General features: G+C 40.8%; 13 protein-coding genes. 4 read left to right on the top strand and 9 right to left on the bottom strand.

The genetic code is table 11. The features are described from left to right. Window positions 1-113: 113 nt before the first annotated feature. From JOC94_RS14870 to JOC94_RS14850, 5 genes are all read right to left on the bottom strand, one after another. Window positions 114-578 (bottom strand): DUF2628 domain-containing protein, encoded by a 465-nt coding sequence (locus JOC94_RS14870; RefSeq protein WP_077112945.1) that lies wholly within the window; start codon window positions 576-578, stop codon window positions 114-116. Window positions 579-726: 148 nt separating this feature from the next. Beyond that, window positions 727-2028 (bottom strand): hypothetical protein, encoded by a 1302-nt coding sequence (locus tag JOC94_RS14865; protein WP_077112946.1) that lies wholly within the window; start codon window positions 2026-2028, stop codon window positions 727-729. 510 nt (window positions 2029-2538) lie between these two features. Beyond that, window positions 2539-3753: an ABC transporter permease gene (locus JOC94_RS14860; RefSeq protein WP_077112948.1), complete on the bottom strand. Its 1215-nt coding sequence runs from the start codon at window positions 3751-3753 to the stop codon at window positions 2539-2541. Next, window positions 3750-4430, bottom strand: coding sequence for an ABC transporter ATP-binding protein (locus tag JOC94_RS14855; RefSeq protein ID WP_171973955.1), 681 nt, complete (start codon window positions 4428-4430; stop codon window positions 3750-3752). Before JOC94_RS14855 ends, JOC94_RS14860 begins: the two co-directional genes overlap by 4 nt. Beyond that, window positions 4414-5640, bottom strand: a complete 1227-nt coding sequence (locus JOC94_RS14850) for an efflux RND transporter periplasmic adaptor subunit (RefSeq protein WP_077112949.1) — start codon at window positions 5638-5640, stop codon at window positions 4414-4416. Before JOC94_RS14850 ends, JOC94_RS14855 begins: the two co-directional genes overlap by 17 nt. Before the next feature lie 311 nt (window positions 5641-5951). Between JOC94_RS14850 and JOC94_RS14845 the strand changes: the two genes are divergently transcribed. The 4 genes from JOC94_RS14845 to JOC94_RS14830 all read left to right on the top strand — a co-directional run bounded on the left by JOC94_RS14845 (window position 5952) and on the right by JOC94_RS14830 (window position 10585). Next, the gene (locus JOC94_RS14845; RefSeq protein WP_077112950.1) at window positions 5952-6626 is read left to right on the top strand and encodes a response regulator transcription factor; all 675 of its coding nucleotides are present in this window, start codon (window positions 5952-5954) and stop codon (window positions 6624-6626) included. Further along, a complete protein-coding gene (locus JOC94_RS14840) occupies window positions 6623-7999 on the top strand; it encodes a sensor histidine kinase (protein WP_077112951.1) in 1377 nt (458 codons plus the stop codon). Before JOC94_RS14845 ends, JOC94_RS14840 begins: the two co-directional genes overlap by 4 nt. Window positions 8000-8073: 74 nt before the next feature. Next, window positions 8074-8481: a hypothetical protein gene (locus JOC94_RS14835; protein WP_077112952.1), complete on the top strand. Its 408-nt coding sequence runs from the start codon at window positions 8074-8076 to the stop codon at window positions 8479-8481. A gap of 40 nt (window positions 8482-8521) precedes the next feature. Further along, window positions 8522-10585: an MMPL family transporter gene (locus JOC94_RS14830; RefSeq protein WP_253191905.1), complete on the top strand. Its 2064-nt coding sequence runs from the start codon at window positions 8522-8524 to the stop codon at window positions 10583-10585. Between the two features lie 661 nt (window positions 10586-11246). On the opposite strand, the gene JOC94_RS14825 is transcribed toward JOC94_RS14830, so the two are convergent. The 4 genes from JOC94_RS14825 to JOC94_RS14810 all read right to left on the bottom strand — a co-directional run bounded on the left by JOC94_RS14825 (window position 11247) and on the right by JOC94_RS14810 (window position 15527). Next, on the bottom strand, window positions 11247-12053 hold the full coding sequence (locus tag JOC94_RS14825) for a cytochrome c oxidase assembly protein (RefSeq protein WP_077111958.1): 807 nt from the start codon (window positions 12051-12053) through the stop codon (window positions 11247-11249). Between the two features lie 226 nt (window positions 12054-12279). After that, window positions 12280-13473, bottom strand: a complete 1194-nt coding sequence (locus JOC94_RS14820; protein ID WP_083717545.1) for an MFS transporter — start codon at window positions 13471-13473, stop codon at window positions 12280-12282. Window positions 13474-13718: 245 nt separating this feature from the next. Next, window positions 13719-14687 carry a transketolase family protein gene (locus tag JOC94_RS14815; protein WP_077111960.1) on the bottom strand — a complete coding sequence of 323 codons (969 nt, stop codon included), beginning with the start codon at window positions 14685-14687 and terminating at the stop codon, window positions 13719-13721. A gap of 3 nt (window positions 14688-14690) precedes the next feature. After that, a complete protein-coding gene (locus JOC94_RS14810) occupies window positions 14691-15527 on the bottom strand; it encodes a transketolase (protein ID WP_077111961.1) in 837 nt (278 codons plus the stop codon). Between the last annotated feature and the right edge of the window lie 311 nt (window positions 15528-15838).

Genomic DNA, 15838 nt, shown 5'->3' with positions numbered 1-15838 from the left:
TTCATTACTATCCAAAAAAATCGATGCACTTTCTATCCTTAGGGAACATCGACTTCCTTTAGATTACAATCATTCATTTCTACCATTGCATTACTATGATAAGCGCTCAAATCTCATAGTATCACATACATAATCTGTGAGAGAAAATAATACATCATCATTATTTTAATGGCTAACATTAATCCAATTGAACTCACCCCTCCCTTTTTTCTTAGTTCGCTCATGCTTTCACTTGTATCATAATTCAACTTATTTAGATAGATTATATTTTTTTCAGCTTGTCTTTTATAAAAATAGTTACCTGTATAGCCTAAAACAGTTGAGGGAATTATGAAAAATATAATGCTCATTATGGTACTACTAGTAGTCGAATAAATCTCGTGTGTAACAAAGTATAATATAAAATCAATCAATAAGTTTAACCCCACGAAACCAAAGATAACCCCATACATTTTTCTATAACCTAACCATAAAAATGTTAAAAAGAAAGCTGCCCAATTCCAACTGTATTCATTTTTCCATTTTTCTTCATAGTACTCTATGTTTCTTCCCACAAAAGCTTCTAAAGCAGTTTTCAATTGGTTTGTCCTCCTTTGCTTTTTACCATAAATGCTTCTTCATCTCCAGTTCGCAAAAAAGAAAAAACCTTCAACAAGCCAACAACGAACTTGAAAAAGGTTCAAGCGCAGAAAAAAATATATATTTAAAATTTAGTTAATTCTAATTTTAGTGCCTATACCTAACTAAAAACTGATTTCCCGTATCTGTTGAAGCATCTATTCCTGATGTAAATTCAACATAGTTTCTAACTATCATTTCTGTTATATTATTACCTACAGGATGGTCAGTTCCAGCTGTCCATGCAGTAATAAATCTATACTGCTCTCTACTCGATTCAAGCCCTCTGTATTTACCAAACATTTGTGCTTCAACATACCAATCAGATTGATTCAGTTTCAAATCTTCATCTAATTGTATAGTGGGCTTACTTCTGTAAGGTATTGTAAATGAAATCTGCCAGGGAAAAGAAATTGATAGAGAGTAATTTCCATAATCATCTCCTTCAGTATCTTTTGGAGTAGATTCTATCAATCTACTTTTTAGGTGAGATGGTAAGATATGATTTATACGCATAAAGGTTGCTCTCCATGTGGATCCAAAAAAACTCCCATTATGTTTCATGATTTTTGGTTTTACAGCATTATCAAGTAAAAAATAATCCCAATCAGGGTCTTGTTCGTCAAGTAATTTATACAAATACCAATTCGACTGAATTTCTCCTACTATATCTGTTATATAAAATGCTTCTCCAACAAGTAACACATCATTTCGTAAAACTGGCTCACCAGGAACATTATTTAGTGTAACTGAGTCATTTTCTATATCTTTTTGTTCATATCTTAATATTCCTTTTAAGTAAAGTGAGTCCGGTATAATTTCTGTTTTTCCATTCTCATCATGGTGACTTATATTTAAACCAAGAACTTTAATATTATCTTCTTTGTTTAGGGAATACCCAATTATTTGCAACTTATCAATAGCCTCTATTTCCAAAGTTTTACTATCGTTGCCATTGTTATTATTATTTCCAAATACCAATTTCTTCACTTCATTATTTCTAGTCTTTGTGTCTAACGATATATCAACTTCTAAAACTTTACTATAATCCTCAAAAGTAAGATCCCCATATAAATATACTTTCTTTCCATTCTCCAGATTCTCTTTTAACTTTTTTGATAGTGATTTGTTGTTTTTAACTACTTCATATGAAACAGCTATAGAATCATATTTGTTTATATTTTCTGAACTAATATCATCACTAAAACTAGGAATTATATCCGCACCTTCTACTTTTTTTATTGAATTTCTAGTTTCCGTGATTTGGTGTATTTCGTCTTTAGAATATTTTCCTAAGAAAAGGATATCCCTCTCTTGGTCTTTATTTTCAGCAATGATTAAATTGGGAAAGAGCAATATTACTGTTAAAAAACAAGGCACAGTAAAAAAACAAAAATTTATTTTTTTCAATTTTCATTTCTCCTCTTTTTAACTTGCTTGCGAAGTTTAATATCTCACTCTTCACCAGCGTTATCACTATAGATATTATTTTGCGCCTATTTGGTTTCAAAGCTTAACAACTAATATTTATTATGGTACTTAAGATTATGCTGCTCTATAAAATGCGTCCCCTTTTTATAAAATTTACCGATAACACGCTTACATCTAACAGCATATATAATAACATAAATCGCTTTAATTTTCTATATTTTCCCACGTTTGATATTTTTGTATTTTTATGACAATTTAGGATTAAGTACAATAGTTCTTCCCGAAAAGCTTCTTGTATGGTTAGCCAATTTAAACATTTTCCAAGAGCAGGTATTGCCAGTTCCGCATCTGAGACGTTAGAGGCCGTCTCTTTTAAATAGAGATATAAACTGTTCATGAGCTGTTTTGCCTTTTTTCACTTCTGCTTTAACAAAAAGTAGCACAAACCTTGGTCTTGGTCTGTGCTACTCATGTTCGTATATTTAGTTGTTACTCATAACGCAATGCGTCGATCGGGCTCAATTTGGAAGCTTTATTAGCTGGAAGAATTCCAAAGATAACCCCGATGAATGCAGAAAATCCAACTCCGATTAGGACGACGAGCGGACTCACAATGGCGTTTATCGGCGCAAAAATGGAAATCAGCATTGAGACAAAGAAAGCCAAACTAATTCCCAACAAGCCGCCCAACGAGGTTAGCGTAATCGACTCAATTAAAAACTGTAGAAGTATTTTCCCGCGTGTGGCTCCAAGCGCCTTTCTCAAACCAATTTCCCTCGTTCGTTCCGTCACGGATACGAGCATAATATTCATGACACCAATCCCGCCAACGAGCAAGGATATGGCCGCGATACTGCCGATAAACAATGTCATTACCGTAATAACCGTATTAAACTCTTTTTCATATTCGGAGAAATCGAAGATAGCGTACCGGCCTTGGTCTTCTTCCAATCCTTTCGCTTCTGTCAGTGTGTCTGCCGCTTCCTGTCCTATTTCCGATATTCTCTCGGGATTATTGGCTATAACCGCCAGACTTTCTATTTCCATCGTTCCAAACATCATGGAAACAACCGACCTCGGCATTAACGCTTCCCCATTTTCTGAAAATCGGAATTGCTCCGGGACCGGGGACTCATAAACACCGACAATTTTATATGGATTATCGTTTACATCAACCACTTCTCCGACGACTTCATCGCTGTCTTTAAAAAGCTTTTTCTTGGCTACGGTATCAATCATGAGTACCCGGTTCATCCCGTCATTATCCAGTTGGTTCAGGGGCCGCCCTTCAACAACTTGAATATCTCTTGCCGAAAAAAACTCGCTTCCAACACCCGTAATCTCCAGGTCAACCTGCTCATCATCCACCAACAGGCTTCCCGAAGCCATGTTTGTTGCCAAAACGGCTTCTACCCCCGGAACTTCGGCAAGAGTTTCTATATCGGCCGTAGATAATTCCGGCTGTTCCCCCGTCATCATGGCCATTCCATCTTCTGACATATCCTCCTCATAATACAGTTCCACAATATTTTTATCCATGCTGAATAACTCGTCTGTCATTTCTGTCTTGGCACCTTGTCCAATGGCCACGATGATGATAACGGCCGCCACCCCGATAATAATGCCGAGCATCGTTAACAGTGAGCGTATCTTATGGTTCCAAATTGAGGATAACGCAATTTTAAAGCTTTCCCATATACTCATGGCGTTCTCCTCCGGTCATCTGTAATCCTGCCGTCTTTTAATATAATCCTTCGGTTCGTATATTCTGCAATTTCATCTTCGTGGGTAACAATAATGACTGTTTTTCCTTCATTATTCAGTTGGACGAGCAGTTCCATAATTTGTTTGCTCGTTGTGGAATCAAGCGCTCCCGTCGGCTCGTCTGCCAATATGATCGAAGGATTATTCACCAAAGCACGGGCAATGGCGACACGCTGCTTTTGACCTCCCGAAAGTTCGCTCGGCAAATGCTTTACCCGGTCTTTCAGCCCGACTTTCGTCAGCATTTGCATTGCCCTGTCCGATCTTTCTCTTTTTGAAACACCCGCATAGATTAACGGCGTCTCGACATTTTTCAAAGCATTTAATCTCGGCAGTAAAAAAAACTGCTGAAACACGAATCCAATATGCTTGTTTCTTAATTCCGCCAGTTTTTTTTCACTGGCGGAACTGATTTTTTCACCATTTAATTCAAACGTGCCTGTTGTCGGATAATCCAAAAATCCAATAATATTCATTAATGTGGATTTTCCCGAACCCGACGGGCCCATGATCGAAATAAATTCGCCATCTTCAATGGTTATATTAATATCATGCAAAACAGGAACTTTCAGTGACCCGTTTCCATACACTTTTGTAATATTACTCAACTTCATCAAAAGAGGTCACTTCCATTCCATCATGCAATCCTTCCGTTGGCTCAATGACGACTAGTTCATCCTTTTTGACGCCTTCTTTTATTTCAACAAACTCATCATTCATCGCGCCCTTTTGAACCTCGCGCCTTTCAAGTTTGTCGTCTTTTAATACATATACGACATCCGCGCCGTCTTCTTCGTGCAACGCGGCATGTGGAATAGCAAGAGACTTTCCTTCAGCGGCAACATTAATCTCCAGAGAGACGTGAAATCCTTGCCTTAATTCAGATGTATCGTCCGTTATCTTTACCTTGAACGGATACATCGTTACACTGCCGCCGCTTCCTCCACCGCCGGAGAAGTCCTCACCGCCGCCGCTTCCTTCCTCATTTGGAAATTGTGAGACAGATTCTATTTCCCCTTTCCATTCCCTATCTTTATAAACTTTTGGACGGATAATAACGGATTGTTTTTCTTTAATTTTAACCGCATCAAATTCACTCATCGTTCCAATGACCTTAAACGGTTGGTTCGAAATGATATGTACGACAGGCTCAGGTGATGCGTTTTCTGTACTTACAGCATTTTTGTCTACCTTAACGACCATTCCGTCTATTTTGCTGACGACAGTCATCTCTTTGATTTGCTTGTCCAAATCATTAATTTGTTCTTGGGCAGCAACAATTTCTGCCTTTGTGGTTTCATGTTGGATTTCTATTTCCGTTTTTTCTTTCGTCAGGTCATCGACGCTTTCTATAGGAACTTCTGCTTCCTGTTCACTTGATGCAGACGCAGACCCGGAATTCGCCTTTGCATTCTTTATTCGCTTATTCATGTCCGCTATTTGCTTTTCTTCTGCTTTCGCTCTTTTTTGAATTAAATCTCTTTCCCTAACAGCTTTATTTAACTCGCTTTGCAGTTTGGAAGCATCATATTTAAATAGAGGATCTCCCGCTTTCACTTTTTGGTTTTCCGCTACGGAATATTCTATGATGCTCCCTTTATCCGGCTCAATAAAGACTTTCTGTTCACTTTCAGGAACGATTTTTCCCGTAACAAGTATCGTTTCAGACAATTCCCGTTCCGCTGCCTTCTGAACGGTGAATGTTTCCTCCGACATTTCTTCCGAGACACTTGCGATTCTGTTTTGAATGAAAAAAAAGACAATGGCCGCTATGATCCCCAGTCCTACGACAATAGACAAAATCCAGATCCATACTTTTTTCTTCACGATATTCCCCCCGATTTTACTAATCATGCTTTCTTCTGTTTATTCTATTACCTTTGAAAGAAAAAAAGATTGTCGCTCCTTCTACGTACGATAACAGAAAAGGTTTCAACTTTTTTTATAAAACTTTCCTCCTTTCCTCCTAATTAGACGATTCCGGAAGCAAAAATACTACAAAATACAAAAAATTCTTTTTCCTATATGGGCCTGAATTAGAATGATCTTCCATACACTCGCTTCCCCGCCGCCAATCTTTTATAATGAAACAAGCATAAATATCATTTTCAGAAAAAAGGGGAAGGAGCTGGCGAAATATGAAAATCCTTGTTGTAGATGATGATCCATATATTTTGGAGCTTGTGAATATTCACTTGTCCCAAGCGGGCTATGCGGTTGAAAAAGCGGCAAACGGTTATCAAGCACTTGAACTGATTGAAAACGACATACCCGACTTGGCGATTGTCGATGTGATGATGCCCGGAATGGATGGCTATGAATTGACGAAAACATTAAGAGCCAGAGCCGATATCCCCGTATTGTTGCTGACTGCCAAAGGCGAGTTGGAAGATAAAGAAAAAGGATTTCTCGCCGGCTCGGATGATTATGTCGTAAAACCCTTTGAGCCGAAAGAACTGCTTTTTCGTGTGAATGCGATTTTACGGCGGTACGAAAAAGCGATCGATATGCTGATTGAAGCCGGTCCTCTGACAATCAACAGGAAAAGTTATGAAGTATCCGCTGGAAAAAAGATTTATCTCTTTCCTTTAAAAGAGTTTGAACTTCTTTCCATACTTGCCTCCCGTCCCAACCAGGTGCTTACACGGGAAATGCTGCTCGAGAGAGTATGGGGGTTTGATTATGAAGGTGATGAACAAACATTGAATGTCCATATTAAAAGACTTCGCGATAAACTGGAAAAGTTGGCAAAGAATGTTGTCATTTCAACAGTCCGGGGTGTCGGATATAAACTAGAGGTCCTGGATAAATGAAGTCACTATATAGCAAATTTCTCATTTTTACACTCGTTATCATGCTCACAAGTGCCTTGGTTGCTTTTCTGGCAGTCAACACTTTTTACCACCAAACATTAAAAGCGGCCAATGATGAAAAAAATATGGAGATTGTGAAATCATTCGTTTCTTATGTTGAAAGCACGAAGGAGAATGACTTGAAACAATTTCTTCAAACACAAGCGGATGCCGGTTATAAATTGATCGCTATCAATGAAAAACGGGAAAAAGAAACGTATGGCACTCCTTTTCGTGTCGATAATCTGTCCCCGCAAAACATTGACCGTGTTCTGAAAGGCGAAGACTATCATGGAATGAAACACTTTCCAACAGAAACGTTTATGACCGGCTTTTTTGCCGATGAGTCGGCCAATACGGTTGGGACCTCCTTCACCTATAACGGGATGAATTACGCACTATTTCTGCGACCGGACATTAAGTTCCTGTTTACAGAAGTTCACTTCCTGCTTGCGGGAATGATCGTAACGATGGCGATACTCAGTTTGCTGGCGATGCTGTTTATGGCGAAAAAACTGATTGAACCGATTGTAAAGTTGACTGAAGCAACGAAAAGGGTTGGCGAAGAGAAATTCACCGACCCGCTGCAAATTGATCGGAAAGATGAAATTGGCCAGCTTGCACAAAGCTTTCAATTAATGACGGAGCGGCTTGGGGAAAATGACCGGATCCGAAAGGAATTTATCAATAATGTATCTCATGATTTTCAAACACCGCTGTTAAATATAAAAGGATATGCCAACCTGATCGAAAATGACCCGCCAGCAGTTGAACGAAAAAATTACGCCAAGGTCATTCAAGCTGAAACAGAACGGCTTTCCGCACTGACGAAACAGCTTATGCTCTTGACCTCACTTGACCAGCTTTTATCACCTCTTCAACTCAAAACATTCAGGCTGGACGAGCAATTAAAAGAAACGATTCGCCGTTACAGGTGGGCACTCGAAGAGAAAGAAATGTCATTATCGTTGGAGCTGGATGAGATTGAATTGCAAGGAGATCCGGCTTTTTTGGAAAAAGTGTGGGCCAATCTCCTTTCCAATGCCATTAAGTATACCGAGACAGGCGGCTCCATCGAAATTACTTTGACGGAACAGGACAATACCGTTATAGCAACGTTTTGTGATACAGGGATCGGTATTCCAGAAGAAAAAATAGGGCGCATTTTTGAACGTTTTTATCGGGTGGATGATTCAAGGACAAAAGAAATTGGAGGAAGCGGGCTTGGTTTGGCCATCGTCCGGCAGGTCGTCGAACTGCATGGCGGCAATATTACAGCAAAGAGAAACGGACAGCAAGGCATGACTTTTATCATCTCATTACCGAAATTGTAATGATCCGTTCATGTTCCGTTTATGTTGGGAGCTTATCATTAGGCTAACATATGAACTGGATGGAGGAATTTTACATGGAACAAGAAAAATGGAGCCTTCGCTTTATTCGAATTGCGGCTATTTTTGGGTTGATTGGGGCGTTAATAGGTTCCCATATGGCGGGAGCCGAATCATATGCATTCCGCCCTATCCATGCGCATATTTTATTGGTAGGATGGTTATCGATGTTTGCCTGGGGAGCATTTTACAAAATCTACAAGGTGCGTGCAAAAAAATTACTCACTGCTCATGGATGGACGGCCATTTTGGGATCTATTGGTTTAACAGCCGGCATGTGGCTCCAATTTATTAAGCCTTTTGGGATCAATGAAGTTTTCTCTTTGGTTTTTTATATTTGCGGCGGAGCTATCCTGCTTATCAGCTTTGCCTTGTTTATCTTCATCACATTTATGATTGAGAAAGACGTGAAGCAGATTGGTTAACAAGCCGATACAAAATAATCGCCGCTGGTGGTTCTTCTTGGTGCTCTGGCTGTTGGTCGCGGGTATTTTATCAAGCTTTGCTCCCGGGGCAAAAGAGTTTGTCGCGGCGAATAAAAACGCAGGATTGCCAGCTGATGCAAAATCCATCATTGCAGACCGGCAGCTGGAAAAACACTTTCCTCAAGACAAAGGATTACCGCTTTTTGCTGTTTTTTCCAAGAAAGAAGGTTTTTCCGACGAGGAAGTCATTGGATTTTCAAAAAAAGTGGAAGCAATCAAGTTGGATGATCAGTATGGAGAAGTCGGACTGTTGCCATTATCCAACATGCCGCCAGAAGTAGTGCAATCTTTTGTTTCAGAAAATGGCAAAACCTTTTTCATCCCGATTACACTTTCAGAAGAGTTGGAAGGAAATGATCTGTACGAAGCGGTTCGGAAAGTTAAAAAGCAAATCTCTGTACCTGAGAATGTGACATTATCATGGACCGGTCCGGCCGGTATCGCCGCGGATGCAGTGGAATTGTTCAGCCGCGCTGATATCATTTTGTTGTTGTCAACGGTAGGCTTGATTGTTGTGTTATTATTGTTTATTTATCGCTCTCCTTTGCTCACTTTTATTCCGCTTATCGGTGCAGCTATTGTTTATGCAGTCGTGGACAGAGTCATAGGGTTGGCTTCAAAAGCCGGACTTTTTGCCATCGACAGCCAGGCGGTATCGATCATGACGATTTTGCTGTTTGCGGTCGTCACGGACTATTCATTGCTGATTTTCTCCCGTTACCGGGAGGAGCTTCGGAAACATGAATTAAAAGACGCGGCAATGCGCGAAACGATGCGTCACGTAAAAGAGCCGATATTTTTCAGTGGCAGCACGATTTTGCTCGGAGTGGCCACCTTATTTTTCACCTTATACGAACCGTATCGGAATTTCGCCCCTGCCTTTGCGATCGCGGCTGGCGCCATGCTAATTGCCGGATTGACATTGCTGCCCGCCCTGTTTGCCGTGATTGGAAGAAGAGCATTCTGGCCGTCTATTCCGAAATTTGGGGAAGAGAATACTGATCAAAAATCGATATGGGGAAAAATAGCAGAAGTTGTGGTAAAGCGCCCGCTGTTCTTTCTTTTGCCTCTGATTGTGGTCATGGGGATTGGCGCCTGGAATACAACCCATTTAAAGGAATCTTATGATTTGATTGCGTCATTCCCGGAAGATTTGTCATCCCGCGTGGGCTACGAACAGCTAAGCAAAGACTTTTCGGAAGGAAGTCTTGCTCCAGGAACATTGTTACTCGTTTCCGAGGAAAAACTTGACATGCAACAACTCCAATCTGTCCTGAAAGAAGTTGGCGATATAAAAGGCGTTGAACAAATAACGGCTCAGGGAAATCCGCTTTCCAAAGATGGAAAAAGCGCCAAGTTCTCGTTTATTGTAGAAGGAAATCCATATGAAACCGAAGCCTTCGAAACAGTAAACATAATACGTGAGAACAGTGAGGCCATTGTAAAAGACGCAGGATTATCCGAGACAAAACTGTACGTTGCAGGTGAAAGTGCGGTAAATGCGGATCTTCAAGATATCAATGATCGGGATACAATCGTTGTAATGGTCTTGATGGTGATCTTCATTTCAGTCATGCTCGGATGGCAGACTCGTTCCATCATTGCGCCTTTATATATGATCGGTACGATTGTCCTTTCCTACGCCGCCACGCTTGGGCTCTCAATATGGTTATTCAAAGTTTTTTTGGAGCTTGATGCGATTAATTACAGAATTCCATTGTATGTTTTTGTATTTCTTGTTGCCCTTGGAGTCGATTATTCGATCATGCTCATTGCCCGGATTCGTGAGGAATTGAAATCAATGCCGTTTGAAGAGGCCATTAAAAGAGGCGTAGATAAAACCGGCGGCGTCATCAGCTCGGCTGGATTGATCCTGGCTGCGACATTTCTTGTTTTGGCTACAATGCCCATTTACGAGCTAAAGTTGTTTGGATTTATGATGGCCGTCGGGATTTTAATGGATACCTTTATCGTCCGGCCACTCATGATTCCAGCTACCTTGGCGCTCCTTCGCAAATGGAGTTTTTGGCCTCAAAAAATTTGACAGGAGACTGTCTAAAAATCTCCTGCACATCAATCCAGGAGAAAGGCAACAAATCGTTTTCTCCGTCCCCATTTAACATCTATAGGATGCGCGCTGGCAGGGGCCCGCGCCTTTCAGGAAGTTGTGGGTCATTGCCATAATCCCGATTTCCTATAAAGGGTTGGCGCGAGTCTGGGACACAACTAAATCAGTTGATTAAAAAACAAACAATAAAGTGAAACTTCATTCAGAAGTGGGAGTTTTACGGCACCTTACATGCGGGATAAAGTGAAACTTCATTCAGTAGGCGTTTTCCCTACTGAATGTTAGTTGAACCAATCGGGCATTTAGGTGCCGTTTTCTCACACTTGGACCTTTTGTATTCACCCAAGATTTTGAAGTGGGAGTTTTACGGCACCTTACATGCGGGATAAAGTGAAACTTCATTCAGTAGGCGTTTTCCCTACTGAATGTTAGTTGAACCAATCGGGCATTTAGGTGCCGTTTTCTCCCGCTTGGACCTTTTGTATTCACTCAAGATTTTGAAGTGGGAGTCTTACGGCACCTTACATGCGGGATAAATTGTCCTAGTGTATAATAGGCAAGCATTTAGCGTCGGCAAAATAGGTAGGCTCCTGCGGGAATAGCTCGAGCTGAAGATCCCGCAGGAAAGCGACCTTTGCTATTTTGAATTTGACCTTTTAAAGGACACATCCTTTTCGGAGTTCCCTATGTTCCCTCTCATCGCTCGGCCTTTAAGATTACATACCAACATTATCGAGCATTTATGAAGACCCAGCATGGCGATTCCACCAATCACCTGATCGTATTTCAATTGATAAGGAAAAATATGGTCGATTTGCTCGGGAGCGATACATAGTTGAGCGGAGAGTTGTTTGAGAAATGGATTCGTATTCGCTCCGATTCCCCCGCTCATAAATCCATTTACAATAAAAAGCAGACAGGCCGGCATCAACAATATTCCGCTTAAAACGGCATAACGTTTCGTCTCTTCTTTTTTTACTGAAAAAATAATCGGCCACCACATCCCTGCTGCTGCGACAAAAAGGCCGAACTTAAATAGGGAGTGGATGGTTGGGCGGTTAAGCAAGTATTGGATCAAAAAGGGCAGGTGATATAAAAGAAATAATGCGGCGAATACAGTGAGAAAGATGCCGGAAATGAGAGGTCCTGTTTTGGGATTGAACCATTTGCGGGGAATGCCCAGCAGCAATAACGGCGGGACTAAGAAATACAGAATACTCATGTTTACCATATGGAGAGTAAAAGAAACATGGCTTAACTGCGTGAAAGGAGTTCCTCCCGCCAAGAAAAAAAGGCCGAGGCCTGTATAAAAAAGAACGGGCCGCTTGTCATGCCATTTTGCTTGTTCCTTTCGGTGGATGAATGTGGCATACACAATGGCCGTTATGATAAGGACAGACAAGAGGAACATATTCCATGTAAGTTCTCCTGCGAGTATACTCATGATAACCCTCCAGATCAATGGTCTTGATTCATTTTATGCCTCGGTTGAGCGGTTATCCTTTTAAGTTTTTTGTACGGGCCCAAGAAGGAATGACCGCCTTTTTAGACCCGGATATGATGAACCATTGGAATCTCGGATGGCAAAACACAACCTCTTTTTCGATATCGCAACTTTTTCGCTTCCATAAATCGCTTGCTTTTACGGGGCTGTATGAACAGATGAAAGGTTATTTTGTTTGGTAAAAACCTATACTGGCTATTGATAAAAGAGACATGATTGCTGTCATAAAGAACACTTCATGTACCCCTGATTTTTCGGCAATGATCCCGGCAATCATAGGACCGATCAATATCCCGATTGCATAAAACGACTGATAAAAGCCCATTGCCGAGGTTTTTAAATGACTGGGACTAATCTTCACTACTTCTCCCAGCAACAAAGGAAAAATAAAACCGAGCGCAAGCCCCAAGCCTGCATGGTACATACTGATCGCTACCAACGACTTCGCAAATGGAATACATGCCAGAAAAAAGGCGGTTAATCCAAAAGAGATGATTAAAATCACTTTATGATTTTTCCTGTTTAAATGTAAGAAGGTGAGCCCTAATGAAGTTAAGGCATGTGGAATAAAAAAGGCTCCCATTAACCAAGAAACGTGTGTATTTTTCAGACCAATCGACTCGGCGATAATAGGGCTGAATCCGAAAATGGTTATAAACAAAATCGCATGAGCCACTAAAGAAAGAAAAGTGACTATTTTTAGGCCGGATATGCTACATGTCTTCTTTATATACTCTCCGGTATGTAAATGGGGACGGCTAAACGGCTGTCCCTCAACTTCTTTTATATGCCAAGCAAAATAGATCCCCATTATGGAGAAAGTGGCTCCTAACCAAAAAGGAAAATCCCAGCCTCCGACATGAATAAAATAACCGCTTGTGGTCATACAGACAAGCTGGGTGGCAACCGTGTTACATTGCATGGCTCCCATTGCTTTTGTGGCTTTTTCAAGAGTGAAATAATTTGAATATAGGACAGTCGCCATCACCCACATAGAAGCCGTAATGCCAGTCAATAATCTAGCGAACAATACGGCCCAAAAATCTTTAAAGAAGATCAATATCAGACAGCTGGCGAAAGCGCAAACAAAACCGCCTATCAGCAAATGCTTTCTAACGCTCAGTAACATATCGGATAAAATACCTAATGGAAAACGCAAAAGAATTTGCGAAATCCCGTAACCTCCTAAAATGATGCCCACTTCGGCATAGGAAAAACCAATGGATTCTAAATAAACACTAAATAAAGGCGCGTAAATATAAATAGAAAACCAGAAGCAAAAAACCGCTGCATGAAAATGAAGGTGATTGCTCCTGGAGATTTTTTGCTGTGCGTTTAATTCCTTGATTTGTTCGATCATAAAACCTCCAGCACCTGGGTTATGGCACAGAACGAATTCCTATGTTTCTATTTCCGCTTTAGCTCTATAACGCTTTTGAAAAGTTTTGAACAAATCTCCACTGTTTCCAGTGAGGTTTCCCCACCTGCTTTTTACTTCGGAAATTCCGGCTTGTTCCTGCATTTTTTAGATCAGATCGTTTTAGCATCTTTTGACTATACAACCAGACAATCTATGGAGTGTTGCCAACAAATGTTTGATCAATTTTACTTTACTTGCCGACTATTTCTTTTTAAAAAGTTTCTTATTGCGTTTGCCATGTAGCTTGCCGATAACTCATATTTATCTAAAAGCTGCTCATTGGGGGCAGACTCGGCATTTCGATCCTTCACACCAATCCGCAGCATAGGAGCGGGCTTTTCCTCAACTAGAACTTCGGCAACAGCGCTGCCCAGCCCGCCATAAATACTGTGCTCCTCAGCGGTAACGATGAAACCTGTTGTCTCAACGGCCGTTACAATCGCTTCTTTATCCAACGGCTTGATAGACGGCATATGGAGGACAGCAATGGAAAAACCTCCTTCTTGTAATAGTCTCGCAGCTTCTATCGAACGGCTCGTTTGAGTACCCGTTGAAATGATGGTTAAATCATTTCCTTCTTTCAAAGAAACTGCTTTACCTAATTGGAATTCATCATCCTCGGAGAATATAACTGGATAAGGATCTCGCGCCAAACGAATATAAACCGGTCCATCATATTGATGGGCGAACCGCATCATCTTTTTCACTTCCACACTATCAGCCGGAGCAAGAACGATCACATTCGCCAATGAACGGAAAATGGCGATATCTTCCAATGATTGATGTGTTTTTCCGGTTAAACCGGTAAGCAAGCCACTGTATCCCCCAATCATCTTTACGTTTACATTCGGTTGGGCAATTTGTACTTGAATTTGATCAATGGCCCGTTTGGACAGAAATGCGGCAAATGTGACAGCCCAAGGTTGTAAACCAGTTGTAGCCAATCCGGAACAAACACTAAGCATATTTTGTTCGGCGATACCCATTTGCAAAAACTTTTGAGGATTTTTTTCGGCTACCACATCTATTTTCGTTGAATTTGCCAAATCTCCATCCACAACATAAACTCTTTCATCTTCCATTGACAACTGCAGCAATGTTTCTCCAAAAATTTCTCTCATTGTCTCTTGCTTGTCCATTAGTAAATGATCCATCGTTTATCCCCCTATGTTTAATTCCGCTAACGCGTTATTTAGTTCTTCATCTGATGGAACTCTTGAATGCCAAAGATAGGCATTTTCTATAAAACTGACACCTTTTCCTTTTACTGTATTGGCCACGATCATCACAGGTTTTCCTTTCACTTTCTTTGCTTCGTGAAAGGCTGCTGACATCTCGGCAAAATCGTGTCCGTCGATAGTGATCACATGCCATCCAAAAGCCTCCCAGCGTTTTTGAGGATTCGTAACAGGAATTTCCCTGGAGCCATTTTCGCCATTCCAGCCAAATTGTTGAAGTCTATTATTGTCTAACATAACGACTACATTATCCAACCGATACTTAGAGGCAATATCCGCCGCTTCCCATACCTGCCCCTCTTGTGACTCGCCATCGCCAATCATGCAGTAAGTTCGGAAATCTTTATGTTGCAATTTGGCTCCCAATGCGATGCCCACTGCGGCCGATATTCCTTGACCGAGTGATCCCGTAGACATGTCTAAACCGGGAAGTGTGTTCATATCGGGATGTGCCTGTAATCTGGAGTTCAAGGAATCAAAAGTCTTCAATTCTTCCACCGGCATATATCCCCTCAAAGCCATAACAGCATAAAGAGCAATCGCTGAATGTCCTTTCGATAGAACAAATCTATCGCGGTTCTCAGCCCGTGGATCTGTTGGATCGATATTCATTTCGTTAAAATACAAATAAGTTAATAGATCAATCGCTGACATGGGACCACCTATGTGTCCCGCTCCGGCGTAATGGACTGTTTCAATAACGTGACGTCTTGCCTTCTTCGCCTTATAGATTAATTCTCTAGTTGATAATGTCATGTAAATACCTCCAATTTCATTTTGAACTTGCTGGGTGTCTCTTTAAAAATACATCTCCAATTGACTATTGTCGTGAATGAGGTCGAATGGAAAAAAGAACATGCTCGACTTGTATTCTGAATAGCGCACTTAAGCAGTTTATTCAAACCACATTGGAACAGATATAATAAAGTTGTTCATGCCTCAAAAAGTTAAGCGCTTTACTTTTTTAAAAAAAAGAAAGCAAAAGCGTACATTCGCATCATCTAGTGAATGATGGTGAAAGTTTTCTTTTCATCCGTGTTCTAGCTTGCACAGTCTCATGATCTTCT

Origin of the sequence: Siminovitchia thermophila, from assembly GCF_016909185.1 — a bacterium.
Taxonomy (GTDB): domain Bacteria; phylum Bacillota; class Bacilli; order Bacillales; family Bacillaceae_C; genus Siminovitchia; species Siminovitchia thermophila.
This window is presented reverse-complemented; position numbering and strand designations above follow the sequence as displayed.